At 68.3% G+C, this 26,103-nt stretch carries 25 protein-coding genes; 11 read left to right on the top strand and 14 right to left on the bottom strand.

Features of this window, described 5'->3' with window-relative positions; genetic code table 11:
• Window positions 1-191 precede the first annotated feature (191 nt).
• On the bottom strand, window positions 192-443 hold the full coding sequence (locus W7U_RS26040; protein ID WP_136244168.1) for a hypothetical protein: 252 nt from the start codon (window positions 441-443) through the stop codon (window positions 192-194).
• A 287-nt stretch (window positions 444-730) separates the two neighbouring features.
• Here W7U_RS26040 and W7U_RS26955 point away from each other — a divergent pair, with 287 nt between their 5' ends.
• Entirely contained in the window at window positions 731-946 is a 216-nt protein-coding gene (locus W7U_RS26955; RefSeq protein ID WP_080587915.1) for a hypothetical protein, read from the top strand.
• A gap of 45 nt (window positions 947-991) precedes the next feature.
• Here W7U_RS26955 and W7U_RS01135 read toward each other — a convergent pair whose 3' ends face one another.
• Together W7U_RS01135 and W7U_RS01130 are read right to left on the bottom strand one after the other, a co-directional pair.
• Window positions 992-1,372, bottom strand: coding sequence for a hypothetical protein (locus W7U_RS01135; protein WP_036429140.1), 381 nt, complete (start codon window positions 1,370-1,372; stop codon window positions 992-994).
• A gap of 48 nt (window positions 1,373-1,420) precedes the next feature.
• Window positions 1,421-2,956, bottom strand: a complete 1,536-nt coding sequence (locus W7U_RS01130) for a DUF4185 domain-containing protein (protein ID WP_036428525.1) — start codon at window positions 2,954-2,956, stop codon at window positions 1,421-1,423.
• Between the two features lie 858 nt (window positions 2,957-3,814).
• Between W7U_RS01130 and W7U_RS01125 the strand changes: the two genes are divergently transcribed.
• The 3 genes from W7U_RS01125 to W7U_RS01115 are packed head-to-tail and all read left to right on the top strand — an operon-like array spanning window position 3,815 to window position 7,045.
• Complete coding sequence (locus tag W7U_RS01125) at window positions 3,815-5,035, top strand: acetyl-CoA acetyltransferase (RefSeq protein WP_036428523.1); 1,221 nt, start codon at window positions 3,815-3,817, stop codon at window positions 5,033-5,035.
• 1 nt (window position 5,036) lies between these two features.
• Window positions 5,037-6,557 (top strand): carotenoid oxygenase family protein, encoded by a 1,521-nt coding sequence (locus W7U_RS01120; RefSeq protein ID WP_008253916.1) that lies wholly within the window; start codon window positions 5,037-5,039, stop codon window positions 6,555-6,557.
• Window positions 6,557-7,045: a VOC family protein gene (locus W7U_RS01115; RefSeq protein WP_008253915.1), complete on the top strand. Its 489-nt coding sequence runs from the start codon at window positions 6,557-6,559 to the stop codon at window positions 7,043-7,045. Before W7U_RS01120 ends, W7U_RS01115 begins: the two co-directional genes overlap by 1 nt.
• A gap of 4 nt (window positions 7,046-7,049) precedes the next feature.
• On the opposite strand, the gene W7U_RS01110 is transcribed toward W7U_RS01115, so the two are convergent.
• From W7U_RS01110 to W7U_RS01075, 8 genes are all read right to left on the bottom strand, one after another.
• The gene (locus W7U_RS01110) at window positions 7,050-7,484 is read right to left on the bottom strand and encodes a hypothetical protein (RefSeq protein WP_008253914.1); all 435 of its coding nucleotides are present in this window, start codon (window positions 7,482-7,484) and stop codon (window positions 7,050-7,052) included.
• Between the two features lie 73 nt (window positions 7,485-7,557).
• Window positions 7,558-8,328, bottom strand: a complete 771-nt coding sequence (locus W7U_RS01105) for a VOC family protein (protein WP_008253913.1) — start codon at window positions 8,326-8,328, stop codon at window positions 7,558-7,560.
• Window positions 8,329-8,412: 84 nt separating this feature from the next.
• Window positions 8,413-8,874, bottom strand: coding sequence for an SRPBCC family protein (locus W7U_RS01100; protein WP_008253911.1), 462 nt, complete (start codon window positions 8,872-8,874; stop codon window positions 8,413-8,415).
• Window positions 8,875-8,877: 3 nt separating this feature from the next.
• On the bottom strand, window positions 8,878-9,066 hold the full coding sequence (locus W7U_RS01095; RefSeq protein ID WP_008253910.1) for an antitoxin: 189 nt from the start codon (window positions 9,064-9,066) through the stop codon (window positions 8,878-8,880).
• Window positions 9,067-9,131: 65 nt separating this feature from the next.
• The gene (locus W7U_RS01090) at window positions 9,132-11,519 is read right to left on the bottom strand and encodes a cation-translocating P-type ATPase (RefSeq protein WP_008253909.1); all 2,388 of its coding nucleotides are present in this window, start codon (window positions 11,517-11,519) and stop codon (window positions 9,132-9,134) included.
• Window positions 11,516-13,093, bottom strand: a complete 1,578-nt coding sequence (locus W7U_RS01085; RefSeq protein ID WP_008253908.1) for a serine hydrolase — start codon at window positions 13,091-13,093, stop codon at window positions 11,516-11,518. Before W7U_RS01085 ends, W7U_RS01090 begins: the two co-directional genes overlap by 4 nt.
• A gap of 38 nt (window positions 13,094-13,131) precedes the next feature.
• Window positions 13,132-14,241 (bottom strand): MBL fold metallo-hydrolase, encoded by a 1,110-nt coding sequence (locus W7U_RS01080; RefSeq protein WP_008253907.1) that lies wholly within the window; start codon window positions 14,239-14,241, stop codon window positions 13,132-13,134.
• Window positions 14,242-14,247: 6 nt separating this feature from the next.
• Entirely contained in the window at window positions 14,248-14,979 is a 732-nt protein-coding gene (locus tag W7U_RS01075; RefSeq protein WP_008253905.1) for an enoyl-CoA hydratase, read from the bottom strand.
• A 37-nt stretch (window positions 14,980-15,016) separates the two neighbouring features.
• On the opposite strand from W7U_RS01075, the gene W7U_RS01070 reads away from it, so the two are divergent.
• From W7U_RS01070 to W7U_RS01045, 6 genes are all read left to right on the top strand, one after another.
• On the top strand, window positions 15,017-16,498 hold the full coding sequence (locus W7U_RS01070) for a carboxyl transferase domain-containing protein (protein WP_008253903.1): 1,482 nt from the start codon (window positions 15,017-15,019) through the stop codon (window positions 16,496-16,498).
• Window positions 16,499-16,608: 110 nt separating this feature from the next.
• Entirely contained in the window at window positions 16,609-17,457 is an 849-nt protein-coding gene (locus W7U_RS01065) for a DUF559 domain-containing protein (protein ID WP_008253901.1), read from the top strand.
• A gap of 131 nt (window positions 17,458-17,588) precedes the next feature.
• Window positions 17,589-18,299 (top strand): two-component system response regulator PrrA, encoded by a 711-nt coding sequence (prrA, locus tag W7U_RS01060; protein ID WP_008253900.1) that lies wholly within the window; start codon window positions 17,589-17,591, stop codon window positions 18,297-18,299.
• Between the two features lie 15 nt (window positions 18,300-18,314).
• Complete coding sequence (locus tag W7U_RS01055) at window positions 18,315-19,652, top strand: HAMP domain-containing sensor histidine kinase (protein ID WP_008253899.1); 1,338 nt, start codon at window positions 18,315-18,317, stop codon at window positions 19,650-19,652.
• Between the two features lie 53 nt (window positions 19,653-19,705).
• A complete protein-coding gene (locus tag W7U_RS01050) occupies window positions 19,706-19,969 on the top strand; it encodes a DUF2630 family protein (RefSeq protein WP_008253898.1) in 264 nt (87 codons plus the stop codon).
• Window positions 19,970-19,995: 26 nt separating this feature from the next.
• Window positions 19,996-21,567, top strand: coding sequence for an NAD(P)/FAD-dependent oxidoreductase (locus tag W7U_RS01045; RefSeq protein ID WP_008253897.1), 1,572 nt, complete (start codon window positions 19,996-19,998; stop codon window positions 21,565-21,567).
• Window positions 21,568-21,610: 43 nt separating this feature from the next.
• Here the strand turns inward: W7U_RS01045 and W7U_RS01040 are convergent, their stop codons facing one another.
• The 3 genes from W7U_RS01040 to pdxH form a co-directional block, all read right to left on the bottom strand.
• On the bottom strand, window positions 21,611-22,906 hold the full coding sequence (locus W7U_RS01040; RefSeq protein ID WP_008253896.1) for a citrate synthase: 1,296 nt from the start codon (window positions 22,904-22,906) through the stop codon (window positions 21,611-21,613).
• Between the two features lie 269 nt (window positions 22,907-23,175).
• A complete protein-coding gene (locus W7U_RS01035) occupies window positions 23,176-24,075 on the bottom strand; it encodes an amidohydrolase family protein (RefSeq protein ID WP_008253894.1) in 900 nt (299 codons plus the stop codon).
• Window positions 24,076-24,106: 31 nt separating this feature from the next.
• Window positions 24,107-24,736 (bottom strand): pyridoxamine 5'-phosphate oxidase, encoded by a 630-nt coding sequence (gene pdxH, locus W7U_RS01030; RefSeq protein ID WP_008253893.1) that lies wholly within the window; start codon window positions 24,734-24,736, stop codon window positions 24,107-24,109.
• Between the two features lie 117 nt (window positions 24,737-24,853).
• Here pdxH and W7U_RS01025 point away from each other — a divergent pair, with 117 nt between their 5' ends.
• A complete protein-coding gene (locus W7U_RS01025; RefSeq protein ID WP_008253892.1) occupies window positions 24,854-25,975 on the top strand; it encodes a citrate synthase 2 in 1,122 nt (373 codons plus the stop codon).
• Window positions 25,976-26,103: the final 128 nt, after the last annotated feature.

The following is a 26,103-nucleotide window of genomic DNA, read 5'->3' as shown; positions in this document are numbered from 1 at the left end:
GTTATCGTTGTAGCGCAGGGTGATTCAACGACGGGAACATGCATCCCACGGCAGAGCTGACATGCCTAGTACCGATGCCGCGACCAGATACGTTGCCGCGGTGTGAACTTGCTAGCTGGACACCGGTGTGCGCATCATCGGCGTGACGAAGCGACGCCGACCGTCGTCGACATGACGGTCAAAGCCGAAGGCTAGGAACCCCGGTTGCGCCACGGGCGGTGCCGCCGACGCTGCAGATAGGACTCGACGCGGCGGTTGTGCGTATTGGCGATGATTTCAATTGCGCGCCAGCTGTCTTGGCGTGTTTGCTCACGGGCGATCGAGGCGAGGCACAGCCGCACCCGCCCGAGCGGGCGGCCAGCCAAGGGGGTAAAACTGCGCGGGGCGATCGGACAAGCGCTCACCGCCGTCGATGACGGCGAACCCTCATCGACAGATCTCATCGCGGTGCTCCTGCTGCGTATCAGATAAATGACAGACCACGATCGTACTTATCCCGGTCAGGCCGTGTCCAGTTTGAGTTCACGCCATACCAGCAGGTCGGCGCCCGTCCGCACCTCCGCAAACCCGCTCACGATCCCCCACCGGAGCGGCACCCCGAAATGCCCAGAGCAAATGCAATCAAGTCCCACAAACCGCCGGAATGCGGACTACCATCGATACCGTGCGCGTAAGGGAAGACACGTAGCGACCGTCGCTTCGTTGGGGCATAGCACTTGCCGGGCCTGCGATGCGGAAGCTAGTCGCCACACAGATGGCCGTTGGGGCTTTAATGCTCAGCGGGGCGATCGCCCACGCTGAGGACCAGCCGCCACCGCCTCCTCCGGCCCCTTCGTTCTACGCACCGAAGTGCCTGAGTTTCGACCCCAATCCGCCGGCGCACTGGAACTACCTGCCGTGCGGATGGACAACGGATGGCAAGCGGTGGATTCCGCTGCCTCCGTAGCCGATACCGCGTGACCTCGCCCCGCGAAATCCCCTCAGCCGCTGACTAACTGGCCTTGAGGTGTCCGCCTCCCCGGCAGCTAACGCCGCAGACGCCCGCATCCCCCCGGGCGTCTGCGAGCGAAAGCGCCTGGTCAATCGGGAGCCCGCTGCAATCCAAACCGTTGACCACCAGGCCCAGACTGATGGCGCCGTCCGCGCGGGCGCTTTCGATGCACACCTCGATGTCTCGGAGCCCCGGCCTGCCCACGGTCCAGTAGTCCGGGCGGTGGCCGTCGAACACCGTGTGATCGTCCGCGCCGTCACCGTTGTCCCGCAGTTCGCCCGCCGATGAGGCAGGCACGTCGTCGGGTAACGCGGCCGCGGCGAGAGGAGTGAGCGGATCAGCAAGACCGCAACAGTTGTCGTGATACTCCAAGGCGATCATCATCGCCCTCCTCTCACTAGACCATCGTATCTTCGACGGCGACGTTTCCTACGGCAACACGGTGTGCATCAGCATCACGTCGTACGCCGACCACAGCGACAGGTTGAAGTACAGGTCCCGTCCCGACGACCAGGGATGGATCATCGGCGCATAGATGCCGCCGGGCATCTGGAACGAGGACACCAGCGGTTGCGGGGGACTCCACGGCCCCTGCGGCGCCGGCGCGGTCCGTGCGATGACGTCGTTGCTGCCGCCGTCGGTGTAGAGCACCAGGTACTGCTTGAGGTAACTGTTGTACTGGGCCGACATTTCGCCCACCGGCGCCGGGAAGATCGGCGTCGCCGCACCCGGATTGTTCGGGACCCAACGACCGCCCTCGTCGCCGTTCCAGTACTGGTACTTGGTCAGGTCGGGCAACTGGTTCGGTGGAACCCGCGACAGGAAGGCCGCGCCGCCGCGACCCGACGGCGTCCCGAACTGGTAGATGTAGCCGTCCTTGCCCTTCAAGAAGGCGCCCATCTGGAAGTTCTCGTTTCCAGGCGTAAACCCGGCTCCCGGAATGGCATCCGCGGACGCCGTGCGGATCGTGGTGGGGAAGATCCCCCAGTTCTGGCCGTTGTCGTTGGACCGCGCGATCGCCGAATAGTTCGTTGTCCATTCGCCGTCACGGCCCCACTGGCGGATGGACATGTAGCTCATGTACTGGGTTCTGCCCATCGACATCGCCCCGGTCGGAATGATTCCCGTCTCGTGCGCGGCCTTGTGGATGGTGTTGACGACCTGTTTGGAGAGCCCGGGCGCCCACACCGGCGAGCCGGAATACTTGTCGTTCGGCACGCCGTCGGCGATGTGGATTCCCTTGGACAGATCGCGATCGTTGCTGCGGAACAGGGTGTTGTAGCGCCACTGCTGGCCGTGCACCTTGCAGTAGCCGAAGGTGTCACCGAAGGCCATCAGCACCTGGCGGTTGACGGGATCGCCGTTGTCCCAGGCAATCCCGAGGTCGGTGCCGGAGATGCCGAAACGTTGCAGCGTTTTGTTGGGGCCGTCCGGCCCGGTGACCCAGTCGACGAGGGACGTCGGGGCGCCCGCGATCGACGGAGGCGGCGGGCCCGGCTCGGGTTGCGGCTGCGGCACCGGGGCGGCGTTCGGCCGTAGCGGATTGGCGTTCGGCATTTGCGGGACCGCGGGCGCGGGCGGGTTGGGAGCCGGCGGCAGGACCTCGGCTTGCTGTTGCAGCGGCGCGGAGGGTCCGGGTCCCGGCGTCGGCCCCTCGGCTCGCGGATGGACCGGCGCGGAGTAGCGCTGCCCCGGCGTCGCCGGCTTGAGCAACGACGAGATCAGCGGACCCAGCCTCGGCAGCGGCGCCTGGTCATTCGTGTGACTGGGCCTGCGCCCAGTCGGCGGCTGCACGACCGGCTGAGGCGCGGGCATCGCCGGCTGCGCGGCGGGAGGGTCGACGTTTGCCTCGGGGGCACCACACGGCGTGGCGTGGGCGGTAGGCGCGGGCCCCACCACGAGGACGAATCCGACAGCGGCCGCCGACGCCATCGATAGCGACACACTTCGAAGAATCGCCGACATGTAACACCTTTCGAGGGGTAGGACACCGCGCTGACGTCCGTAGTTGGCTCATGTGACGATAGTGATCTGCGGGGCATATGTGACCAACGATGAGCCGATAGGTATGCATCCGTGACCGTGTCGCAACGCGGCAGTCGCCGCCCCGACTTCCCTCGCGTGGCATTAGCTGGAAGCAACATGCAAGCTGTTAATCGGCGTTTCTGATTTTGCCAACGCTGCCACTGGCTGGGTCGGGTGTCGACCCGGAAGATGTCACGATGGACCGCAGACCGACCCGCCCCGGGGGGTGAGCCCGCCCCGGGCCTTTCACCCGGTCGCCAAGAGCCGGTCGCGTCCGCACAAGTGGCCGCCGGCCCCCGCGGGGTCGTCGCCGGCCGGGGGTTGACGTCGCGGCTACTTTGCTGGGACGGCCGCAAAACGAACGGCCGACGGGTGCGCATATCGGCTTACACCGCAGCCTCGTGCGACGCCACGATGCGGGGTGGCCGCTTCGCGGTGGGACTGGCCGCACGACGGCGCAACCCCACCACATCGCCGCAGCTCAGACTTCCGGCCGACCGCCTGCCCGAGTGCCCCGCGCGCACCCGGAAAAGGTGAATCGACGTTAACCGGACCCGGCGCCGTCGGCGGCCCGGCATCAACGAGACGTCAAATAGATTGAGGCCGCATGTTTGTCGGCACCGCTGGGGGGCAATGATCCAACAGTAGGCGAGTGCGTCGGCCGGCCTTCGCGCCCGCCTAGGTCCCGTCGGTTCAGCCCGAGAGCCGACGGGGCCGCCCTCTTTGGACCAGCCAGGGACCCGCGCCGGCCCGCCGATAGGCCTCAACAACCGCCCCGCCCGGGAGTACCGTCGGCGTATGGATCGCTCCTCCGGTGTGTGGATTCTCGGCGGTTACCAAAGCGATTTTGCTCGCAACCTCACCAGGGAAGGCCACGACTTCGCCGCGCTGACCGCCGAGGTCGTCGACGCGACGCTGGCAACGGCCAAGCTGGACGCGGCCGGCATCGAAGTGGTGCACGTCGGCAACGCCTTCGGCGAGATGTTCGCCCGGCAGGGCCACCTCGGGGCGATGCCCGCCACGGTCTGCGACGGCCTCTGGGACACCCCGGCGTCGCGCCACGAAGCCGCCTGCGCCTCCGGCAGCGTGGCGGCGCTGGCGGCGATGGCCGATCTACGGTCGGGCGCCTACGACACCGCGCTGGTGGTGGGCATCGAGCTCGAGAAAACGGTCCCGGGCGACACCGCCGCGCAGCATCTGGGGGCCGCGGCATGGACCGGTCACGAGGGGGCCGACGCGCGCTACCTGTGGCCGTCCATGTTCGCCCGGGTGGCCGACGAGTACGACCGCCGGTACGGACTGGACGACGCGCACCTGCGGGCCATCGCCCAGCTCAACTTCGCCAACGCCCGCCGCAACCCCAACGCCCAGACCCGCGGGTGGACCGTCCCCGATCCCATCACCGACGACGACGACGCCAACCCGATCACCGAGGGCCGGCTGCGACGCTTCGACTGCAGCCAAATGACCGACGGCGGCGCGGGATTGGTGCTCGTCAACGACGCCTACCTGCGCAACCACCCCGACGCGCGCCCGATCGGCCGGATCGAGGGCTGGGGTCATCGCACCGTCGGGCTGGGGCTGCAGCAGAAACTGGACCGTGCCGGCGACGATCTCTACGTGTTGCCGCATGTGCGGGCGGCGGTGCTCGACGCGCTGCGCCGGGCGGGGCGCGGCCTCGACGACATCGACGGGTTCGAGGTGCACGACTGCTTCACTCCCAGCGAGTACTTGGCCATCGACCACATCGGGTTGACCGGCCCGGGCGAGTCATGGAAGGCGATCGAAAACGGCGAGATCGAGATCGGGGGGAGGCTGCCGATCAATCCCAGCGGCGGGTTGATCGGTGGCGGGCATCCGGTGGGCGCCTCCGGGGTGCGGATGCTGCTCGACGCGGCCAAGCAGGTCAGCGGCGCCGCCGGCGACTATCAGGTCGACGGTGCGCAAACCTTCGGGACCCTCAATTTCGGCGGCAGCACCGCCACCACCGTGAGTTTCGTTGTCAGCAAAGGCGGTTGAGATGGACTTGCCAAAAGATATAGCGATCGTCGGCAAGTTCCTGTCCACCCTTCCCGAGGACGACGACCACCCCTACCGGACGGGCCCGTGGCGTCCCCAGACCACCGAGTGGGACGCCGACGACCTGGCCGCGGTCGAGGGTGAGATCCCGGGCGACCTGGACGGCGTCTATCTGCGCAACACCGAGAACCCGCTGCACCCCGCGTTCAAGACCTATCACCCCTTCGACGGCGACGGCATGCTGCACGTGGTCGGCTTCCGCGACGGAAAGGCCTTCTACCGCAACCGTTTTATCCGCACCGACGGATTCCTGGCCGAGAACGAGGCCGGCGGGCCGCTGTGGCCGGGGCTGGCCGAGCCCGTGCAACTGGCGCAGCAAGGCTGGGGCGCGCGAACGCGGATGAAGGACGCGTCGAGCACCGACGTCATCGTGCATCGCGGCGTCGCGCTGAGCAGTTTCTACCAGTGCGGCGACCTGTACCGAATCGACCCGTATTCGGGTGACACGCTCGGCAAGGAGTCCTGGAACGGGCGCTTCCCGACCGCGTGGGGCGTGTCCGCACACCCCAAGGTAGACAACGCAACCGGTGAACTGCTGTTCTTCAACTACAGCAAGCAAGACCCGTACATGCATTACGGTGTCGTCGACGAGCGCAACGAACTGACTCACTACGTCGACATCCCGCTGCCCGGTCCGCGCCTCCCCCACGACATGGCGTTCACCGAAAACTACGCCATTCTCAACGATTTCCCGTTGTTCTGGGATCCTCAGCTGCTCGAGCACGACGTGCACCTGCCGCGCTTCCACCCCGACATCCCGTCGCGGTTCGCGGTGATCCCGCGCCGCGGCGGGACCGAGGACATTCGCTGGTTCGAGGCCGACCCCACGTTCGTGCTGCACTTCACCAACGCCTACGAGGATGGCGACGAGATCGTGCTCGACGGCTTCTTCGAAGGCGACCCGTCCCCGCTCGATACCGGTGGAACCAAGTGGGACAAACTGTTCCGCTTCTTAGCCCTGGATCGCCTGCAGGCACGCCTGCACCGGTGGCGTTTCAACCTGGTCACCGGCGAGGTGCGCGAAGAGCGGCTCTTCGAATCCGTCACCGAGTTCGGCACCATCAACCCCGGCTACGCGGCCGCCGACTACCGCTACGTCTATGCGGCCACGGGCAAGCCGGGTTGGTTCCTGTTCGACGGCCTGGTCAAACACGACCTGCGCACCGGAACCGAGGAGCGGTTCTCGTTCGGGGACGGCGTCTACGGCAGCGAGACCGCGATGGCACCGCGCGTCGGCGGCACCGGCGAAGACGACGGCTACCTGATCACGCTCACCACCGATATGAATACCGACGCCTCGTATTGCCTCGTGTTCGACGCCACCCGCCCCGGCGACGGGCCGGTGTGCAAACTCCCACTGCCGGAACGGATTTCCAGCGGCACCCACTCGACCTGGGCGCCCGGCTCCGAGCTGCGCCGCTGGGACACCGCCGAGTCCGCCGCGGACGCGATCGGACTGTGATGAGCACCGACCAGCACAAGCACCACCGCACGACGCACTGGCCGCCGCAGTTGGCCCCCATCGGCGGCATCCGCTTCGCGCGCCGCTCCTCGCACTTCGCGGAAACGGTGCGGTTCTACCGCGACCTCGTCGGCCTGCCGCTCTACGAGACGTTCGAGGACAGCTACGGCAGCAACGGCGCGATCTTCGGGCTCCCCAGCTGGAACCTCACCATGGAGATCGTGCAGGCCGCCGACGACGTCGCGGTGGACCCCCATGAACAGCTCTGTCTTTATTTTCCGAACCCCCAAGCACAACGAGCCGCACTCGCGCGCCTGCACGACGCGGGCGTCGAACCCGTCGACCAGCACCCGTACTGGGCGGCCACGGGCGCGATCACCTATCGGGATCCCGACGGGCGCGAGATCGTATTCGCGCCCTTCGTGTTCGGCGTCAACGAGCCCGACACCAGCGCCGCTTCGGGGAAGCACGAGTTCCCGTCGGCGTGAGGGCTCAGCGCCGCGGCCGTCCCGAGGCCAACGCCGAGATCACCGCCACGATCGAGCACGCTGCGGCGCACACCGCGCCGCCCGCACCGACGTAGAGGCCGTATTCGGCCGACACCGGCGGGTTGACGTTGAGCTTGTAGTACCACACCGTCAGCGCCACGATCAACAGCGAAATCAGCAGCGCCGCAACCGAAGCGAGCTTCACCGACAATCCTCGGCCCATCATTGCGCCGGCCACCAGCAGGGTCGAGGCCAGCAGCACGATGAGCTGGCCGGCGCCGAACCCCGGGGGCAGTTCCAAGTTGCCGTGGGCGCCTCCGATGGCGTTGGCCCAGCCCCCGCCGTTGACCGCCGTCCTCAGCCACGGCAGCCACGCGCTGGCCGAAACCACCACGGCGAAAAACGCCACCAGCCAACCGGGGCGCAGTCGGCGAGTCATGGTAGCGAGGTTAACCGACTCCGCCGCCGGTCCGCGGCACCGAGCGTCGTCCTAGCGTGGCGGCGCTCGTCGGCTAGGCCTGCAGCGATGACAGGTTGAACGGGGCGCCCGTCGGATCGGTCGCGGCGGCCAGCCGTCCATACGGGGTGTCCTCGGCGTCGCGCACCACAGCGCCGCCGTTGTCGACGATCACTCGCAGGGTCTTGTCGACGTCCTCGGCGCCGAAGAAGGTCACCCAGTTCGACGGGACGGCCTCGGGTAGCAGCGAGGCGCCGTCCATCACGCCGAGCAATTGCTCGTCGCCGAACCACGCTGTGGTGTAGCGGAATTCGTCGGTATCGGACTCGGATTCGGTACGCCAGCCGAGGACGTCGCGGTAGAAGTCGAGGGCCGCACCGTAGTCGCGGGTGGTCAGCTGATGCCAGACGGGGGCGCCGGCCGCTCCGATGATCTCGAAACCGCGGTGCTGCAGCGGCTGCCACAAACCGAACGTCGCGCCGGCGGGGTCGGTCGCCAGGCCCATATGGCCCTTGGCGGGCACCTCCATCGCCATGCAGACCGAACCGCCCGCCCCGGTCACCGCGGCCAGCGTGGTCTGGATGTCGGCGGTGTGGAAATAGGTAACCCAGCGGTCCGGCGCCTCGGCCCCGGCCCGGTTGGCCATGATCCCGGCGACGGGGTGGCCGCCCTTGGCTGCGTTGACATATCCGCCGTACTCGGGCCCGGCGGATTCGAACGTCCAGCCGAAGACCGTGCCGTAGAAATCCTGGGCGCGGGCGACGTCGGACGTGGTCAGATCGATCCAGCATGGGGCGCCCAGCGGGGCGCTGTCACGAATAGGCATGGTGACCTCCTGATGATGTGTCCCCGGAAGAAAGGGGGTTCACACTATCGACCGCGCCCGAGGCGAAAACTCATCGGCGGGCGATCAGCGATGCCCGTTGCTGCTCGGATCGGGCCGGGTGAACACCGTCACGAAGTTCTCCAGCGACTGGTCGATATCGCCGCGCAGTGCGGCGGCGACGATCATGCCGATGGGGCCGAACAGTGCGGGGCCACCGAGGTGCACGTCGAAACTGACGAGGGAGCCGTCCCCTTTGGGCTGGATCTTGGCCATCAGCTTGACCTTGACCCCGCCGACTCCGTCGCCGTTGAGCGTCATGCCCTCGGGTGGCTTGTAGCGCACGACCGTCCATTTGATCCGGTTGGGCATGCCCTTGACCTCGACAATCGACTCGACGACCGAGCCCTTCTCGATCTCGTCGGGCAATGCGCTGCGCCACACCCGGTGGATGGTCAGCCAATCCTTGTACCGGGACAGGTCGGAGGCGTGCTGCCAGGCCACCTCGGGCGGCAGCGGGACATCGATGGATCCGGAAAGCTTGGCCATGGCTCAGTTCTGCTGGTCGCCCGTGTCCGCGGCGCCGGCCGCCTTCTTCGCCTGCTCCTGCACCTGGTGAATGGTGTCGGAGTATTTGCCCTGCGTCTTTTCGTCGACGAACTCGCCTGCCTTGTCGATGGCCGTCTCGACCTTGTCGGCGTTCTGCCACAACAGATCCTTGGCCTTGTCCAGGAATCCCATGTGCCCTCCCTTTTTCCGGCATCGTACTTGCCCGGTGAAACCGGCCGGCGCCGAGTTCGCTGTGCTCAGCGCCACAGCCGCGGCTGCACGCCCAGCATCCTGGCGCGGATCCACCACATGGCCTCGACCGCGGCTACGCCCAGCAGACCGATCCCCAGCGCGGTCGCGGTCACCGTGACATTGGACGGATCCAGCAGGAACTGCTTGCGGGCCAGGGGGAGGCTGAAGATCACCACATACGCCAGGCCCGAGACGATTACGAGCGCCACCCGCCACCACTGGTAGGGCCGTGCGACCACCGCGAGCACCCACAGGGCCGTCATGAGCAAGGTGATCAGGGCCGCGGTCGACGCCTGATCCTGTTGCTGGAAGCCGGCGTGCCGGCCAGGGTAGGCGGCCAGGTACGACGCGAAGGTCGCGGTGCCGACGATCAGCCCGGACGGCAGCGCCGAGCTCAGCACCCGGCGCACGAAACCGGGCTCGGCGCGCTCGATGTTGGGCGCCAGGGACAGGATGAACGACGGTATTCCGATGGTGAACCACGCCGCGATGGTGACGTGGATCGGCTGGAACGGATACAGCAACGGATCGGCTTTCAACGCTTTGGAAAACAGGCATTCGATGCCCACCAACAACGCCAGCAGCACCGAGTACACCGTCTTGGTCAGGAACAGGTTGGCGACCCGCTCGATGTTGCCGATCACGCGTCGGCCCTCGCCGACCACGTACGGTAGCGTGGCAAACCTGTTGTCCAGCAGGACGATCTGTGCGACGGCACGGGAAGCCGGGCTGCCGGCCCCCATCGCGACGCCGATATCGGCGTCCTTGAGGGCCAGGACGTCGTTGACGCCGTCGCCGGTCATCGCGACCGTGTGCCCGCGCGATTGCAGGGCGTGTACGACGGCGCGCTTCTGATCGGGACGCACCCGGCCGAAGGTGGTGTGGGTGTCCAGCGCGTCGGCCAATTGCGCGGGGTCCGAGGGGAGTTGGCGCGCATCCATCGTCTCGCCGCGCAACCCGAGCTTGTCGGCGACGGCGCCGACAGAAACGGCGTTGTCCCCGGACAACACCTTGACCGAAACACCCTGATCGGCAAAGTATTCCAGCGTCTCGTGGGCGTCAGGTCGGACCTTCTGTTCGAGCACCACCAGCGCGACCGGGGTGACGTCCCCCGGTGCGCTGGGGTGGTCGACGGCCACGTCGGCGGCGCCCACCAGCAGGACCCGCAAGCCCTGCGACCCGATCCGCTCGGCCTGTTCGGCCGCCGCCGACGCCGGCTCGAGCAACACGTCGGGCGCCCCCATCACCCAGTCGCCGTGCCCTTCGAAGGACACCCCGCTCCACTTGGTGGCGGACTTGAAAGGTGCTGTCGCCGTGGCGGTCCAGCCCGGCGACTCGTGATAGGTCTCGGCGATCGCGCGCACGCTCGCGTTGGGTCGCGGGTCGGCGGCGGCCAACGCCGCCAGCACGTCGCCGATCCGATCGCGGTGCGCGTCCTCGTCGAGCTCGTCCACCCGGGCGACCCGCATGCCGCTTTCGGTCAGGGTGCCCGTCTTGTCGGCGCAGACCACGTCGACCCGCGCGAGCCCCTCGATGGCGGGCAGCTCCTGCACCAGGCAGCGGCGCTGGCCCAGCCGGACCACCCCGACCGCGAACGCGACCGACGTCAGCAGCACCAGCCCTTCGGGCACCATCGGCACCAGGGCGCCCACCGTCCGCAGCACGGACTCCTGCCAGCCCGCGTGCGTGGTGAACAGCTGGGTGTAGATCGTCAGCAGGCCGGCCGGCACCAGAAGGTAGGTGATGAACTGCAGGATGCGGTTGATGCCGTTGCGCAGTTCGGATTTCACCAACGTGAACTTGCTGGCTTCCTCGGCGAGTTTGGCCGCGTAGGCGTCCGGGCCGACCTTGGTGGCCCGGTAGGCGCCGGCGCCCGCAACGACGAAACTGCCCGACATCACCGCGTCGCCGACGGCCTTGGCGATCGGGTCGGCCTCACCGGTCAGCAGCGACTCGTCGACCTCCAGGTTCGCCTCTTCGATGATCTCTCCGTCGACGACGACCTGATCGCCGGGCCCGAGCTCGATGATGTCGTCGAGCACCACCTCCTCGGGCGGGACCGCACGCGTCCCGGATCGCCTGCGCACCACGGGTTTCGCCTGACCCACGATCGCGAGCTTGTCCAGCGTCTGCTTGGCCCGGATCTCCTGGACCATGCCGACGACGCTGTTGGCGATGATCAACAGTCCGAACATCCCGTTGATCAGCGAGCCGGTCGCCAGCACGATCAGCAGCAACACTCCCAGGATCGCGTTGATCCGGGTGAACACGTTGGCCCGCACGATATCGGTGATGCTGCGCGTCGCCCGTTTCCGCACGGCGTTGCTCTGGCCGTCGGAGACCCGCTGCGCCACCTCGGCGTCGGTCAGGCCGGTGATCAGTGAGGAGCTCATCGGGTGAAGGTCCCCAGCTTCTCGGTGTCGTAGTACTCCAGATTCAGGGTGTCGTTGGAGAAGACCGCTTTGGAAATCGTTCCGGGTGGGGCGTTTTCGTCGGTCAGCGGGAAGGTGAAGGTGTCGCCGTCCCAATGGGTGAGGGCGACCGTGTGGTTTTTCGGGCCCATCGCCAAGTGCAGGGCGCCGTCGTGTTCGGTCACGACGGCCGGGCCCCAGTAGTCGCTGGCGTACACGCCTGCATAGTCGCGAAGCGGCTTGGCCGGGGCGGGATTGGGTGGGGGCTGCTTGCCGACCAGCGAGCCCACCGGATTGTTCAGCCAGCCGATCGCCTTCTGGTACAAGGGACCCCAGTCCTCGCGGATCTGGCCGTATTGGACGAGGTCCATGAATTCGGCGGTCAGGGTTTCCGGGATGCCGTAGGGCGCGCCGTTGGTCAGCGCGATGATGCCCACGTCTTCCGAGGGCATCACCACGAAGTTCGTCGCCGCCCCCAAAGCGAAAGCGCCGGAATGGCTGTATTCGGTGCGGCCCGAGGAATCGACCGACGCGTTGAAGCCGTATCCGTAGAACCCGGTGCGCGCCTTGGGCGTCGTCGCGGGTGTCGACACCGTCTGCGGACTGATGGCCGGCAACAGGTCTTCAGGCGCGGCGATCCGCCGCCCGTCGTGAGTCCCGTTGCCCAGCAACATCATCAGCCAACGGGCCATGTCGTTGACCGATGAGCTGACGCCGCCCGCGGGTGACTGGGGATCGGGATCACGCTGGAAGCGGGCCTCCCACTTGTCGGCGACCTTGACGTGGTTGACCGCGTGGTTGGGCCGGGCGAGGAAGTCGGCGAAGCGTGAGCTCGTCGACGTCATTTTTAGCGGGCGGTAGAGCGCCTCGTCGGACAGGTCCTCCCATGACTTGCCGGCCGCGGCCGCCACGGCCTCCGCGCCGGCGGTGATCCCATAGTTGGTGTAGGCGTAGCTGATCCGGAAGGGTGCCAGCGGCAGATACCTGAGTCGCTCGAGGGTCTGACGACGGTCGTAGCCCAGGTCTTCGAGTTTGTCGCCCGCGTGATCGGGCAGCCCGGAGCGATGCGAATACACGTCGGCGACGGTCACATGGCTACTGACATAGGGATCGCCGAGCGTGAACCAGGGCAACTTGGCGGCCACTGGGGTGTCCCAGGCGACGACGTGATCGCTGACCTCGTGCGCGATCACCGTCGCGCCAACCGATTTGGACACCGAGGCCAGCTGGAAGACGGTGTCGGCGTCCACCTTGTTACCTTGCCCCTCGCCCTTGCTCACATCCTTGACACCGAAGCCCTTGGCGTACAACACTTTCCCGCCGTGGACAACGGCGACCGCCATTCCCGGCACGCCGGTGTTCTTCATCAGGTCGCCGACCAGGCCGTCGATCTTGGCGACGGCATCGTCGATGCGGCCGGCAGGAATCGCCACGCCGGCCACTTGGTTGGGCGGGACGTCAGACAGTGTGGACGGGGCCCCGGCGGTCGGCTGCGCGGAGCCGCATCCCGTCAATCCGAGCAGCACCGAGATGGCAGCGACTGCGCGTTTGGTCATGGCGCACTCTAACGCGGTGGGGTTGCCGGACTCCGGAATCAGAGCTGCCACCACGGGTTCGATTTCACCGGGGCCGCGAGATCAATGCGCTGGCCCGGCACCGGAACCGCCACGTTCACCTGCTCGGGCTCCGCGGCGGCGAGCAGCCGCTCGACCGGTTCGGCCCACGGGTGCGGGGCCAACCGGAAGGTGCCCCAGTGGATCGGCACCAACAGCCCCCCGTCGGTGACGTCCAGGTGCGCCCGCAGCGCCTCCTCGGGGTTCATGTGCACGTCGGGCCACGCCGTGTTGTACGCCCCGATGGGCAGCAGGGTCAGGTCGAACGGTCCGTGGTCGGCGCCGATCTGCGCGAAGCTCTTCGTGTACCCGGTGTCGCCGCCGAAGTACGCGCGATGGGTCGGCCCGCGAAAGACCCACGACGCCCACAGCGTCGTGTTGCGATCCAGGAAGCGCCCCGAAAAATGCCGCGCCGGCACGCACACCACGGTGAGCTCGTCGACCGTCGCGCTCTGGTGCCAATCGAGCTCGACGACGCGGTGCTCGGGTATCCCCCACCTGCGCAGGTGGGCGCCGACACCGAGCGGAACGAAGAACGGGGACCGCTGCGTGCGGGCCAACGCCCGAATCGTGTCGATGTCGAGGTGGTCGTAGTGATCGTGGCTGATCACCACCGCGTCGACGGCGGGCAACCCCTCGAGTTGAATCGGCGGCGGGTGCAGCCGCTGCGGCCCGACGACGTCCGACGGCGAACACCGGTCGCTCCACACCGGATCGGTGAGCACCCGGTAGCCGTCGATTTCCACCAGCGCCGTGGAGTGGCCGAACCAGCTGACGGCCAGCCCGCTCGGATCCGCGCGGAAGACCCCGGGGGCCGTCAGCGGGATCGGCCCGCGCGGCCGGCTTCCACCTCGGTTGCCCACCAGCTCCCACGCGATGAGCCGCAGTTGCTCGCGGTCCATCTTGGTTTCCGAGGCGGGCTCGAGGTTGACGAAGACGCCGTCGCGACAGTTCGGGGACCCCGCGGTCGCCGCGGCGATCGATGCGGGGTGGGCGCCGAGGGCGTCCGGCGCGCCGTGCAGCGCGCGCAGCAGCCAACCCCCGCCCGCCAGCGACGCCGTGCCGGCGATCAGCCGTAGCGTCCCCCGCATGGCTCGTCAGGCCCCCTGGAACTTCGGTGGCCGCTTCTCGATGCGCGCGACCTGGGCCTCGATGACGTCCTGGCTGCCCCACGCCTTGTCGAAAAGCTCCTTGTGCACCGGGCCGGCCTCCTCGATGGCGCCGTCGTCATTGAGCACCCGCTTGGCGTGCTGGATCGCCAGCGGGGCCAGGCCGGCGATCTCGGCGGCCCAGGCCTGGGCGTCGGACAGCGTCCCGATGCGGTTGGCCATCCCGGTCTGCAGGGCCACGTCGGCCGTCAGCTTTTCGGCGGCCAGCAGCATCGCGCGGGCCCGGCCGTGACCGACCAGTGAAGCCAGGCGCCGGATGCTCCAGTTGTCAAGGGCCAGACCATATTTCGATGTGGGGAATTGGAAGAAGGCGTCCGGCGCGACGACCCGGAGATCGCATTGCATGGCCAGCTGCAGGCCCGCGCCGATGGCGGGGCCGTTGATGGCGCCGATCACCGGGATGAGGGTGGCGTCCAAGACCCTGTGCAGCTCGATGAGGCGGTCGGGATAGTCGGCGGCGAAGGCGTCACCGCTCAGGTCCGCGCCGGCGCAGAACACCGCGCCCTGCCCGGTCAGCACGATCGCCCGGGTGGAGCCGTCGCCCGCCTTCAGCACCGCCTCGCGCAGCTCCTCGACGAGCTGGGAATTCAAGGCGTTGCGGCGCTCGGGGCGCTGCAACTCGATGGTCAAAACCGCTTCGGCCTGGCTGACACCGATCATGGCAGCCACCCTATATAGCCTCATATAGCCTCGTCACGTGAGTCGTATCACGGCTGGTCAACTACGCGACGCGGTCCTGGACGAGAATTCCTTCATCCGCTGGGACAGCGAGCCGCTCGCCGTGCCGGCCAGCGCCGCCTATGCGCGAGAGCTGGCCGATGCCCGCGCCGCGACGGGCCTGGACGAATCGGTGCTGACCGGCGAAGGGCGCATCTTCGGGCGCCGGGTCGCGGTGGTGGTCTGCGAATTCGGCTTTCTGGGTGGCTCGATCGGGGTGGCCGCCGCCGAACGGATCACCACGGCGGTGCAGCGGGCGACCGCCGAGGGGCTGCCGCTACTGGCCTCGCCGAGCTCCGGCGGCACCCGCATGCAAGAGGGCACGGTCGCGTTCCTGCAGATGGTGAAGATCGCCGCGGCCGTCCGGCTGCACACCCGGGCTCACCTGCCCTACCTGGTCTATCTGCGCAATCCGACCACCGGTGGGGTCTTCGCGTCGTGGGGCTCGCTGGGCCACGTCACGCTCGCCGAACCGGGCGCGTTGATCGGCTTCCTCGGACCTCGCGTGTACCAGCTGCTCTACGGCGAACCGTTCCCCGAGGGCGTCCAGACCGCGGAGAACCTGCAGCGGCACGGCGTGATCGACGACGTCATCCCGCTCGACGAGCTGCGCCCGACGCTGGACCGCGCGATGACCGTCATCGCCGACCCGCCCGGGCCGCTGCCCACGCCGCCACCACCCGAACCGGCACCCGACGTCGCGGCGTGGGATTCGGTGGTGGCATCGCGGCGTCCGGACCGGCCGGGCGTCGGACTTCTGTTGCGGCACGGCGCAACCGACCAGGTGCTGTTGTCGGGGACCGGCCGGGGAGAGGCGGCGACGACGCTGTTGGCGCTGGCCCGATTCGCCGGTCAGCCGGTGGTGGTGCTCGGCCAGCGGCGGATAGCGGGCGGCAGGGCGAGCACCGTGGGCCCCGCGTCGTTGCGCGAGGCCCGGCGCGGCATGGCGCTGGCCGCCGAGTTGCGCCTGCCGCTGGTGCTGGTGATCGACACGGCGGGGCCGGCGCTGTCGGCCGACGCCGAACAGGGCGGGCTCGCCGGGCAGATCGCCCAGTGCCTGGCCGAGCTGGTGACCCTGGACACCCCGACGGTCTCCGTGCTGCTGGGCCAGGGCAGCGGCGGGCCGGCGCTGGCGATGGTGCCGGCCGATCGGGTGTTGGCCGCGCTGCACGGCTGGCTGGCGCCGCTACCGCCGGAAGGCGCGAGCGCGATCGTCTTCCGCGACACCGATCACGCCGCCGAACTTGCCGCCGCACAAGGCATTCGGTCGACCGACCTGTTGGCGTCCGGGATCGTCGACGTCGTCGTCGCGGAACATCCCGATGCCGCCGACGAGCCCGTCGAGTTCTCGCGGCGACTGTCACGCGCCATCGCGGCCGAGGTGCAGGCGCTGCGCGGGATACCCGCCTCCGAGCGGCTGGCCGCCCGGCTGCAGCGCTACCGCAACATCGGTCTGCCCTGAAACGCTGGCGCCTTCGCCGCGACACGTAACTCAGACACAAGAATCGCCGACGCGCGCGTGCGTGGTTTATGTCTGGCCAACCCAACAGCGACACGTCGCGTCTTACGCGCATGGACGGACCCATCGTCGGCAGCGAGGCCCTGCGACAGCGCAAACTGACCCGGTATCAGCTGAGGACCGAGTTTCGCGCGATCTATCCCGACATCTACCTGGCGCGTCACGTGGCGCCCTCGCTCCGAATGCGGTCGGAAGCGGCGTGGCTATGGACGCGGCGACGCGGTGTGCTCGCTGGGCTGGCCGCGGCGGCGCTGCACGGCGCGAATTGGATCGACGAGGACGAACCGGTCGAATTGATCTGGAGTAATCAACACGCCCCTATGGGCATAGTGACCCGCAATCAGCGGTTGCGAGACAATGAAATCACGTGTGTCGCAGGGCTTCCGGTGACCACGGTTGCGCGGACGGCATTTGACTTGAGCTGTCGTCTCCCCACCGGAGAAGCGGTGGCCCGCCTCGACGCGCTGATGCGCGCCACGCCCTTTTCCGTCGAGGATGTTTTGCTGGTGACCAAGGGACACCCGCGTGCTCGCGGCCTTCGGCGGCTACGGGAGGCACTTCCCTTGGTCGATCCAGGCGCGGCATCGCCCAAGGAAACCTGGCTGCGCTTGCTGATCGTCAACGCGGGGCTGCCCACTCCCGAGACTCAGATACCGGTGGTCATGCATTACCGGACCGTGGCACTGCTCGACATGGGCTGGGAGCGGTTCAAGGTAGCGGTCGAATACGACGGGGACCAACACCGCACCATGCGGCGCCAATATGTGCGGGATCTCCGGCGACTCAGCGCGTTGCAGGATTGCGGGTGGATCGTTATCAGGGTCATTGTCGAGGACCGACCAGAAGCCGTTATCGGAAAAATTCGCGAGGCGCTGCACCGCCGCGGATACCGCGACACGTAACTCAGACACCAGAATCGCCGACGCGCGCGTGCCTGGTTTATGTCTGGCCGTGACGCGGACCGGCCGAGGCGAAGCGCGCCTAGCCCCGCGACGGTGGTGCCTCCCGCATCCATAGGCGGCAATCAGGCAAGATGGGCGGCATGGACACAGGAGCTAGCTCACCTCGGGTCTTGGTCGTCGACGACGACTCCGATGTGCTCGCGTCGCTGGAACGTGGCCTGCGCCTGTCCGGGTTCGAGGTGTCGACCGCGGTCGACGGCGCCGAGGCGTTGCGCAGCGCCACCGAAACGCGGCCGGACGCGATCGTGCTCGACATCAACATGCCGGTGCTGGACGGGGTCAGCGTCGTCACCGCGCTGCGCGCCATGGACAACGACGTCCCGGTCTGCGTGCTCTCCGCCCGCAGCTCGGTCGACGACCGGGTGGCGGGCCTGGAGGCCGGCGCCGACGATTACCTGGTCAAACCGTTCGTGCTGGCCGAGCTGGTCGCGCGGGTCAAAGCGCTGCTGCGCCGCCGCGGCGCCACCGCCACCTCCTCGTCGGAGACCATCACGGTGGGACCGCTGGAAGTCGACATCCCCGGCCGGCGGGCTCGCGTCAACGGCGTCGACGTCGACCTGACCAAGCGGGAATTCGACCTGCTGGCGGTGCTGGCCGAACACAAGACCGCGGTCCTGTCCCGTGCGCAGCTACTCGAGCTGGTATGGGGCTATGACTTTGCCGCCGACACCAACGTCGTCGACGTCTTCATCGGATACCTGCGCCGCAAGCTCGAGGCCCACGGCGGGCCCCGGCTGCTGCACACCGTGCGCGGAGTGGGATTCGTGCTGCGCATGCAGTAACCCGGTCGAGCGGCCATGAACTTCCTGTCCCGGATCCTGACCCGTACGCCGTCGCTACGGGCCCGGGTCGCGGTCGCGACGGCGATCGGCACCGCGATCGTGGTGGTGATCGCGGGGGCGGTCGTGTGGTTCGGCATCACCAGCGCCTGGAAGGAGCGGCTGGACCGCCGCCTGGACGAGGCGGCCGGTTTCGCCATCCCCTTCCTGCCCCGGGGCCTCGACGACATCCCGCGCGCACCCCACGACCAGGACACCGTGATCACCGTCCGGCGCGACGGCCAGGTCAAGTCCAACTCGGACGTCACACTGCCGCCGCTGGAGGTGGGGTATGCAGACACCTACATCAACGGGGTGCGCTATCGCGTCCGAACCTTGGAGGTCGCCACGCCGCAGCCGGCGACGGTGGCAGTGGGCGCGACGTACTACGACACGATCGCCCAGACCAACAACCTGCATCGCCGGGTGATCCTGATCTGTGCGCTGTCGATCGGCGCGGCGGCGGTGTTCGCTTGGCTCCTGGCGGCTTTCGCGGTGCGGCCGTTCAAACGCCTGGCCCAGCAAGCCCGTTCGATCGACGCCGACGAACGGCCGCAAGTGGCGGTGCGCGGTGCCACCGAGGCGGTCGAGATCGCCGAGGCCATGCGGGGCATGCTGCAGCGCATCTGGACCGAGCAGGACCGGACCAAGGATGCGCTCGCGTCTGCGCGCGACTTCGCCGCCGTGTCCTCGCACGAGCTGCGCACCCCCCTGACCGCGATGCGCACCAACCTCGAAGTGCTCTCCACCCTGGACATGCCGGACGAACAACGCAAAGAGGTGCTGGGCGACGTCATCCGCACGCAGTCGCGCATCGAGGCCACGCTGACCGCCCTCGAGCGCCTGGCCCAGGGCGAGCTGTCGACGTCCGACGATCACGTGCCGGTCGACATCACCGAGCTGCTCGACCGCGCCGCCCACGACGCCACCCGCGTCTACCCCGGGGTCGACGTCTCACTGGTGCCCTCGCCCACCTGCATCATCGTCGGGCTGCCGGCCGGCTTGCGCCTCGCGGTCGACAACGCGATCGCCAATGCCGTCAAGCATGGCGGCGCCACCCGCGTCGAGCTGTCGGCGGTCAGCTCCCGCGCCGGCGTGGAGATCGCCATCGACGACAACGGGCGCGGCGTCCCGGAGGACGAGCGCCAGGTGGTGTTCGCGCGGTTCTCCCGCGGATCGACGGCCTCGCATTCCGGGTCGGGCCTGGGATTGGCCTTGGTAGCCCAGCAGGCCGAGCTGCACGGCGGGACTGCCGAGCTGGAAAGCAGCCCGCTGGGCGGTGCGCGGCTGGTGCTGCGACTACCCGGACCCAGTTAGCCGCGGGCCGTCGGCGGCTATCCGCCCCCTCCCGAGTCGGGCAGACTGGAGCGATGGCCAACGGCAGCAAACCCACCGACAACGACACCCTGGCACACATCCGCGAACTGGTCGCCGAAGAAAAAGCGCTGCGGGCCCAACTGCAGCGCGGTGACATCGACACGTCGGAGGAACATGACCGCCTTCGGCGCATGGAGATCGAACTCGACCAGTGCTGGGATCTGCTGCGGCAGCGCCGGGCGCTCCGCGAGAGCGGCGGCGACCCGCGCGAGGCGGAGGTGCGGCCGCCCGACGAGGTCGAGGGCTACCTGAGCTGAGCGGCCACGCGGACGCCGACGACGCGGTGGACGTCGCCGTCGTCGGGGGCGGGCACAACGGCCTCGTCGCGGCGGCCTACCTCGCGCGGGCCGGCCTGCGGGTGCGCCTGCTGGAACGGCTGGAACAGACCGGCGGGGCCGCGATCTCGGCGCAACCCTTCGACGGGGTCGGCGTCCGGCTGTCGCGCTACTCCTATCTGGTCAGCCTGCTACCGAGCCGCATCGTCGAGGACCTGGGCGCCGGGATTCGGCTGGCCCGGCGTCCCTATTCGTCGTACACGCCCGACCCCGCCACCGGCGGCCGCAGCGGGCTGCTGATCGGGGCGCCCGGTAACACCTTCGCCGCCATCGGCGCGGCCGACGACGCCCAGGGCTTCGCGGACTTCTACCAGCGCTGCCGGCTGGTGACCGAGCGGCTGTGGCCGACGCTGCTCGAACCGCTGCGCAGCCGCGAGCAGGCCCGCCGCCACGTACTGGAAAGCAACGACCGCCGCGCGGCGGCCGCCTGGGAAGCCCTGATCGAGGAACCGGTCGGCGAGGCCATCACCGACGCGGTGGGCAACGACCTGGTTCGCGGGGTGATGGCCACGGACGCCCTCATCGGCACCTTCGCGCGCCTCGACGATGAGTCGTTGACGCAGAACGTCTGCTTCCTGTACCACGTGCTCGGCGGCGGCACCGGGGACTGGGACGTCCCGATCGGCGGGATGGGCGCGCTGACCACCGCCCTGGCCGCGGCCGCCGTCGGCCACGGTGCCGAAATTATCAGCGGCGCAGAGGTTTACGCGCTCGACCCGAGCGGCGAAGTGCGCTATCGCAGCGGCGGCCATGAGCGCCGGGTCCGGGCCCGGTTCGTCCTCGCCGGCGTCACGCCCACCGTGCTGGCCGGGCTGCTCGGCGACGAACCGCCACCGGCGGACGGCGGCGCGCAGGTCAAGGTGAACATGGTGCTGCGGCGCCTGCCCCGCCTACGCGACCGGGGCGTCACACCCGACCAGGCCTTCGCCGGCACGTTCCACGTCAACGAGACCTGGACGCAACTGGATACGGCCTATACCCAGGCGGCCGCGGGGCAACCGCCGAATCCCCTGCCGTGCGAAGCGTATTGCCACTCCCTGACCGATCCCAGCATCCTGTCCGATGACCAGCGCCGCTCGGGCGCCCAGACGATGACGGTGTTCGGCCTGCACACCCCGCACGCGCTGTTCGGCGACGCCGACCCGGACGCGCTGCGCGATCGGCTCACCGACAAGGTGCTGGGATCGCTGAATGCTGTTCTGGCCGAACCGATTCAAGAACTGCTGCTGCACGATGCGCAGGGGCGCCCGTGCATCGAGACGACGACCACATCAGATCTCGAGCGCACCCTCGGCATGAGCGGCGGCAACATTTTCCACGGCGGGCTGTCGTGGCCGTTCGCCGATGACGACGATCCGCTGGACACCCCGGCGAGGCAGTGGGGCGTGGCCACCGCTCACGAACGAATCATGTTGTGCGGCTCGGGCGCTCGCCGCGGTGGGGCGGTGTCGGGCATCGGCGGGCACAACGCGGCGATGGCAGTGCTCGCCTCCCTCGCGACCAGGCAGAGAATCGCGTAAATCCCGCCGCCCGCAGGCGATTCTGCGTCTGCTCGGCAGGAAACTAGCGCGCGTCGATCGTCGCGTAGTCGCGCTCGGTGTAGCCGGTGTAGATCTGGCGCGGACGGCCGATCTTGCTGTCGCCCTCGTCGTGCATCTCACGCCAGTGCGCGATCCAGCCGGGCATCCGGCCCAGCGCGAACAGCACGGTGAACATCCGGGTCGGGAACCCGAGGGCGCGGTAGATCAGGCCGGTGTAGAAGTCGACGTTGGGGTACAGCTTGCGTTCGACGAAGTAGTCGTCGGTCAGCGCCGCCTCTTCGAGCTCCTTGGCGATGCTGAGCAGGTCGTCGTCGCCGCCGAGCTTGGCCAGGATCTTGTCCGCCTGCTCCTTGACGATGCGGGCCCGCGGGTCGTAGTTCTTGTAGACGCGGTGGCCGAAGCCCATCAGCTTGACGCCGGCCTCGCGGTTCTTCACCTTGCGGACGAATTCACTGACGTTGTCGTCGCTTTCGCGAATCTGCTCGAGCATCTCGAGGACCGCCTGGTTGGCGCCGCCGTGCAGCGGGCCCCACAGCGCGTTGATCCCACCGGAAACGGAGGTGAACAGGTTCGCCTGCGACGACCCGACCAGCCGCACCGTCGACGTCGAGCAGTTCTGTTCGTGGTCGGCGTGCAGGATGAGCAGCATGTCCAGCGCCCGGATGATCTCGGGGTCCGCCTGGTACGGCTCGGCCGGTAGGCCGAACGTCATGCGCAGGAAGTTCTCCACCAGGGTCAGCGAGTTGTCCGGGTAGAGGAACGGCTGACCGACCGACTTCTTGTATGCGTAGGCGGCGATGGTCGGCAGCTTGGCCAACAGCCGGATGGTGGACAACTCGACCTGCTCGTTGTCGGTCGGGTCGAGGGAATCCGGGTAGTACGCCGAGAGCGCGTTGACCGCGCTGGACAGCACCGGCATCGGGTGGGCGTTGCGCGGAAATCCGTCGAAGAACCGCTTCAGGTCCTCGTGCAGCATGGTGTGCAGCTGAATCCGCTTGGTGAACTCGGCCAGCTGCTCCTTGCTGGGCAGCTCACCGTAGATCAGGAGGTAGCTCACCTCGATGAAGGTCGACTTCTCGGCCAGTTGCTCGATCGGGTAGCCGCGGTAACGCAGGATTCCGGCGTCGCCGTCGATGTAGGTGATGGAGCTCTTGCACGACGCGGTGTTGACGAAGCCGTTGTCGAACGTGGTGTAGCCGGTCTTGGACAACAGCGAGCCCAGCGCGATGCCGTCGGCGCCTTCGGTGGCGCTGACGATCTCCAGGTCGGTCTCACCGCCCGGGTACTTCAGAGTGGCGGTGTCGTCGGTGTCGGCCACGAGAACCCCTTCGTGCTTCCGGCTGATATGGCTGCCCCTGACTTGGTGCTTACAGCTGAAGGTAGTCGTTATCGCGACGAGGCGCCCGTCCGGGGTCGGGTCTGGGAACCTTCCTTAAGCTTTCATCAGGTAGCGCGGTGACGATCCCGCCGGTTCGTGACTTTCGCCACTGCGCGCCCGGCGGTCGGCGACGCGTGGCGCGCGGATCCGCCGTGGCGCGGACCACAACAGGTACGGCGCACCGCCGTTGTCCCGGAAAGCGGCGCCCATCACCCCGCCGTGGACATCGGTCCGGCCAACCCGAAGACGTGAGCGGCGTTGTCGTGTAACACCTTTCGCAGCCACACATCGTCGATACCGGGCAGCCGGGTGAGGACCTCGACCGCGTCGACGTAGCCGTACGGGATGTTGGGAAAGTCGCTCCCGAAAAGTATGCGGTCGGCGAGATCACGGAGGCGTCCGTACTCGGCGGGCGGGAAGGGCATGGCCTCCTCGACGAACGGGGTGAACGCCATCGTGGTGTCGAGCCGCACGTCGTCGTAGCGCTCTGCCAGGTCGAGGAAGTCCGTGTACTCGGGCATGCCCAGGTGGGCGATGATCAACCGCAGGTGCGGATGGCGGGCGAGCAGTGCCGCGACGGGCCCGACGCCGGTGTGTTCGCCGGGGACGGGACCCGAGCCGCAGTGGATGATGACGGGGATCGCGGCGTCTTCGATGACGCCCCAGGCGCCATCGAGCAGCGGGTCGGTGGGGCTGTAGCGGCCGACCTGAATGTGGGCCTTGAATACGCGGGCGCCGGACGCGATGGCCTGACCGACGTAGTCCTCGACGCCGGGTTCGGGGTACAGCGTCGCGGTGTGCAGGCAGTCGGGCGTCGTCGCCGCGAACGATCGGCCCCACTGGTTCAACCAGGCCGCCATGTGCGGCTTGTGCGGATAGATCAGCGCCGTGAACGCCCGGACCCCAAAGCCACGGAGGGTTCGCAGTCGCTGTTGTTCGTCGCTGCGGTAGGCGATCGGCCAATGCCGTCCCACCAGCGGGCCGGCGTCATCGAAGTACCGCCACACCTTGTCCATCACGGATTTGGGCATGAAGTGCGTGTGCACGTCGACGATGCCGGGCAGCCCGAGCGCCGTCCAGATCCGACGTACCGAATCCGTTTCGTCCATCGCCAGCCAAGTTAGCCCCCGCGCGGGCGCGCTACGGCTGGAGGCGCTCGATGCGATCGCCGCTGACCCGGATACGGTTATGCAACCGGTTTTCCCGTCCCTGCCAGAACTCGACCACCTCGGGCGCGATGAGATAGCCGCCCCAGCCCGGCGGCACCGGAACCTGCTCGCGGTCCGCGAAGCGCGCGGTCACCTCCTCCAGCTGGCCCAGCAGGGCCGCCCGCGAGGCGATCGGTTGCGACTGGTGCGAGGCCCAGGCGCCCAGCTGTGATCCGCGCGGCCGTTTCGACCAGTACTCCTGGGTCGCCTCCGCAGTGACCTTGCTCACCGGGCCGCGGACGTGGACCTGGCGGCCGAGCTGGTACCAGGGAAACGTGACCGCGGCGTACGGCGTCGCGGCCAGATCGTCGCCCTTGGCCGAGTCATAGTTGGTGAAAAAGGTGATCCCGGTCTCGTCGACGCCCTTGCACAGCACCGATCGGCTCGCCGGCCGCCCGTCGGCGGTGACGGTGGCCAGCACCATCGCGTTGGGCTCGGCGACACCCGATCGCTCGGCGTCGTCGATCCATTTGCGCAACAACGAAACCCAACCATCGCCGAGCCAGTCCGCGTCGAGATCGGGACTGCCGTCCTTCTCCGCCGATCCGTATTCCACACGCATTCTTTGCAGGTGCTCTTTTCCTGGCTCGGGGTCCCGTCGTGCCATCGCGTCAACGCTACCGGCGCTTGCTACCGGCCGGTAGCGTCGGCCCGAGCGGGGGGTGCGAGAATTTTCGGCATGACTGTGGTCCCCGAAGACTTTGTCCCCGGCCTCGAAGGCGTGGTCGCCTTCACCACCGAAATCGCCGAGCCGGATAAAGACGGCGGCGCGCTGCGCTACCGCGGTGTCGATATCGAAGACCTGGTGGGTCAGCAGGTCACCTTCGGCGACGTTTGGGCGTTGCTGGTCGACGGCAAGTTCGGCCACGGGCTGCCGCCCGCCGAGCCGTTCCCGCTGCCCATCCACACCGGCGACGTGCGCGTCGACGTGCAGGCCGGCCTGGCGATGCTCGCCCCGATCTGGGGGTACAAGCCGCTGCTGGACACCGATGACGCCACCGCCCGCAACCAGCTGGCCCGGGCGTCCGTCATGGCGCTGTCCTACGTTGCCCAGTCCGCGCGCGGCATCTATCAGCCCGCGGTGCCGCAGCGGGTGATCGACGAATGCGAAACGGTCACTGCCCGTTTCATGACGCGCTGGCAGGGCGAGCCGGACCCGCGCCACGTCGAAGCGATTGACGCCTACTGGGTTTCGGCCGCCGAGCACGGGATGAACGCCTCGACGTTCACCGCGCGCGTGATCGCCTCCACCGGCGCCGACGTGGCGGCGGCGCTGTCCGGGGCGATCGGCGCGATGAGCGGTCCCCTGCACGGGGGCGCGCCGGCGCGGGTGCTGCCGATGATCGAAGAGGTCGAGCGCACCGGCGACGCGCGCGGCCTGGTGAAGAAGATCTTGGACAGCGGCGACAAGCTGATGGGATTCGGGCACCGGGTGTACCGCGCCGAGGACCCGCGGGCGCGGGTGCTGCGCGCCACCGCCGAGCGGCTGGGCGCACCGCGCCACGAGGTTGCCGTGGCGCTGGAGCAGGCCGCGCTGGCCGAGCTGCGGGAGCGGCGTCCGGACCGGGCCATCGAGACCAACGTCGAGTTCTGGGCCGCGGTCATCCTGGACTTCGCCCGGGTGCCGGCCAACATGATGCCGGCGATGTTCACCTGCGGACGCACCGCCGGGTGGTGCGCCCACATTCTCGAGCAGAAGCGGCTGGGCAAGCTGGTCCGGCCGTCGGCCATCTATGTGGGCCCCGCCCCGCGCAGCCCGGAATCCGTCGAGGGTTGGGACCGCAGCCTCACCAACGCCTGAGGCCTCCTGGTTGTCGGTGCCCGGCGATCTAATGGTTGCTGTCGCGCGATGACTTTGCGTCGCCGACGCAGTCATACGTCGTGAGCCTGTCCGCGGTGGGCAGGCGACGGAACCGACAGCAAGGAGAA

It is taken from the genome of Mycobacterium sp. H4Y, from assembly GCF_000364405.1.
GTDB classification, from domain to species: domain Bacteria; phylum Actinomycetota; class Actinomycetes; order Mycobacteriales; family Mycobacteriaceae; genus Mycobacterium; species Mycobacterium intracellulare.
The sequence above is the reverse complement of the archived record's forward strand: the minus strand, read 5'-3'. Positions and strand labels throughout refer to the sequence as shown.

Excerpts from the sequence above, each read along its gene's own strand:
- W7U_RS26040 (WP_136244168.1), bottom strand. The coding sequence starts at position 443 with ATGAGATCTGTCGATGAGGGTTCGCCGTCATCGACGGCGGTGAGCGCT.
- W7U_RS26955 (WP_080587915.1), top strand. The coding sequence starts at position 731 with ATGCGGAAGCTAGTCGCCACACAGATGGCCGTTGGGGCTTTAATGCTC.
- W7U_RS01135 (WP_036429140.1), bottom strand. The coding sequence starts at position 1,372 with ATGATCGCCTTGGAGTATCACGACAACTGTTGCGGTCTTGCTGATCCG.
- W7U_RS01130 (WP_036428525.1), bottom strand. The coding sequence starts at position 2,956 with ATGTCGGCGATTCTTCGAAGTGTGTCGCTATCGATGGCGTCGGCGGCC.
- W7U_RS01125 (WP_036428523.1), top strand. The coding sequence starts at position 3,815 with ATGGATCGCTCCTCCGGTGTGTGGATTCTCGGCGGTTACCAAAGCGAT.
- W7U_RS01120 (WP_008253916.1), top strand. The coding sequence starts at position 5,037 with ATGGACTTGCCAAAAGATATAGCGATCGTCGGCAAGTTCCTGTCCACC.
- W7U_RS01115 (WP_008253915.1), top strand. The coding sequence starts at position 6,557 with ATGAGCACCGACCAGCACAAGCACCACCGCACGACGCACTGGCCGCCG.
- W7U_RS01110 (WP_008253914.1), bottom strand. The coding sequence starts at position 7,484 with ATGACTCGCCGACTGCGCCCCGGTTGGCTGGTGGCGTTTTTCGCCGTG.
- W7U_RS01105 (WP_008253913.1), bottom strand. The coding sequence starts at position 8,328 with ATGCCTATTCGTGACAGCGCCCCGCTGGGCGCCCCATGCTGGATCGAT.
- W7U_RS01100 (WP_008253911.1), bottom strand. The coding sequence starts at position 8,874 with ATGGCCAAGCTTTCCGGATCCATCGATGTCCCGCTGCCGCCCGAGGTG.
- W7U_RS01095 (WP_008253910.1), bottom strand. The coding sequence starts at position 9,066 with ATGGGATTCCTGGACAAGGCCAAGGATCTGTTGTGGCAGAACGCCGAC.
- W7U_RS01090 (WP_008253909.1), bottom strand. The coding sequence starts at position 11,519 with ATGAGCTCCTCACTGATCACCGGCCTGACCGACGCCGAGGTGGCGCAG.
- W7U_RS01085 (WP_008253908.1), bottom strand. The coding sequence starts at position 13,093 with ATGACCAAACGCGCAGTCGCTGCCATCTCGGTGCTGCTCGGATTGACG.
- W7U_RS01080 (WP_008253907.1), bottom strand. The coding sequence starts at position 14,241 with ATGCGGGGGACGCTACGGCTGATCGCCGGCACGGCGTCGCTGGCGGGC.
- W7U_RS01075 (WP_008253905.1), bottom strand. The coding sequence starts at position 14,979 with ATGATCGGTGTCAGCCAGGCCGAAGCGGTTTTGACCATCGAGTTGCAG.
- W7U_RS01065 (WP_008253901.1), top strand. The coding sequence starts at position 16,609 with ATGGACGGACCCATCGTCGGCAGCGAGGCCCTGCGACAGCGCAAACTG.
- prrA (WP_008253900.1), top strand. The coding sequence starts at position 17,589 with ATGGGCGGCATGGACACAGGAGCTAGCTCACCTCGGGTCTTGGTCGTC.
- W7U_RS01055 (WP_008253899.1), top strand. The coding sequence starts at position 18,315 with ATGAACTTCCTGTCCCGGATCCTGACCCGTACGCCGTCGCTACGGGCC.
- W7U_RS01050 (WP_008253898.1), top strand. The coding sequence starts at position 19,706 with ATGGCCAACGGCAGCAAACCCACCGACAACGACACCCTGGCACACATC.
- W7U_RS01035 (WP_008253894.1), bottom strand. The coding sequence starts at position 24,075 with ATGGACGAAACGGATTCGGTACGTCGGATCTGGACGGCGCTCGGGCTG.
- pdxH (WP_008253893.1), bottom strand. The coding sequence starts at position 24,736 with ATGCGTGTGGAATACGGATCGGCGGAGAAGGACGGCAGTCCCGATCTC.
- W7U_RS01025 (WP_008253892.1), top strand. The coding sequence starts at position 24,854 with ATGACTGTGGTCCCCGAAGACTTTGTCCCCGGCCTCGAAGGCGTGGTC.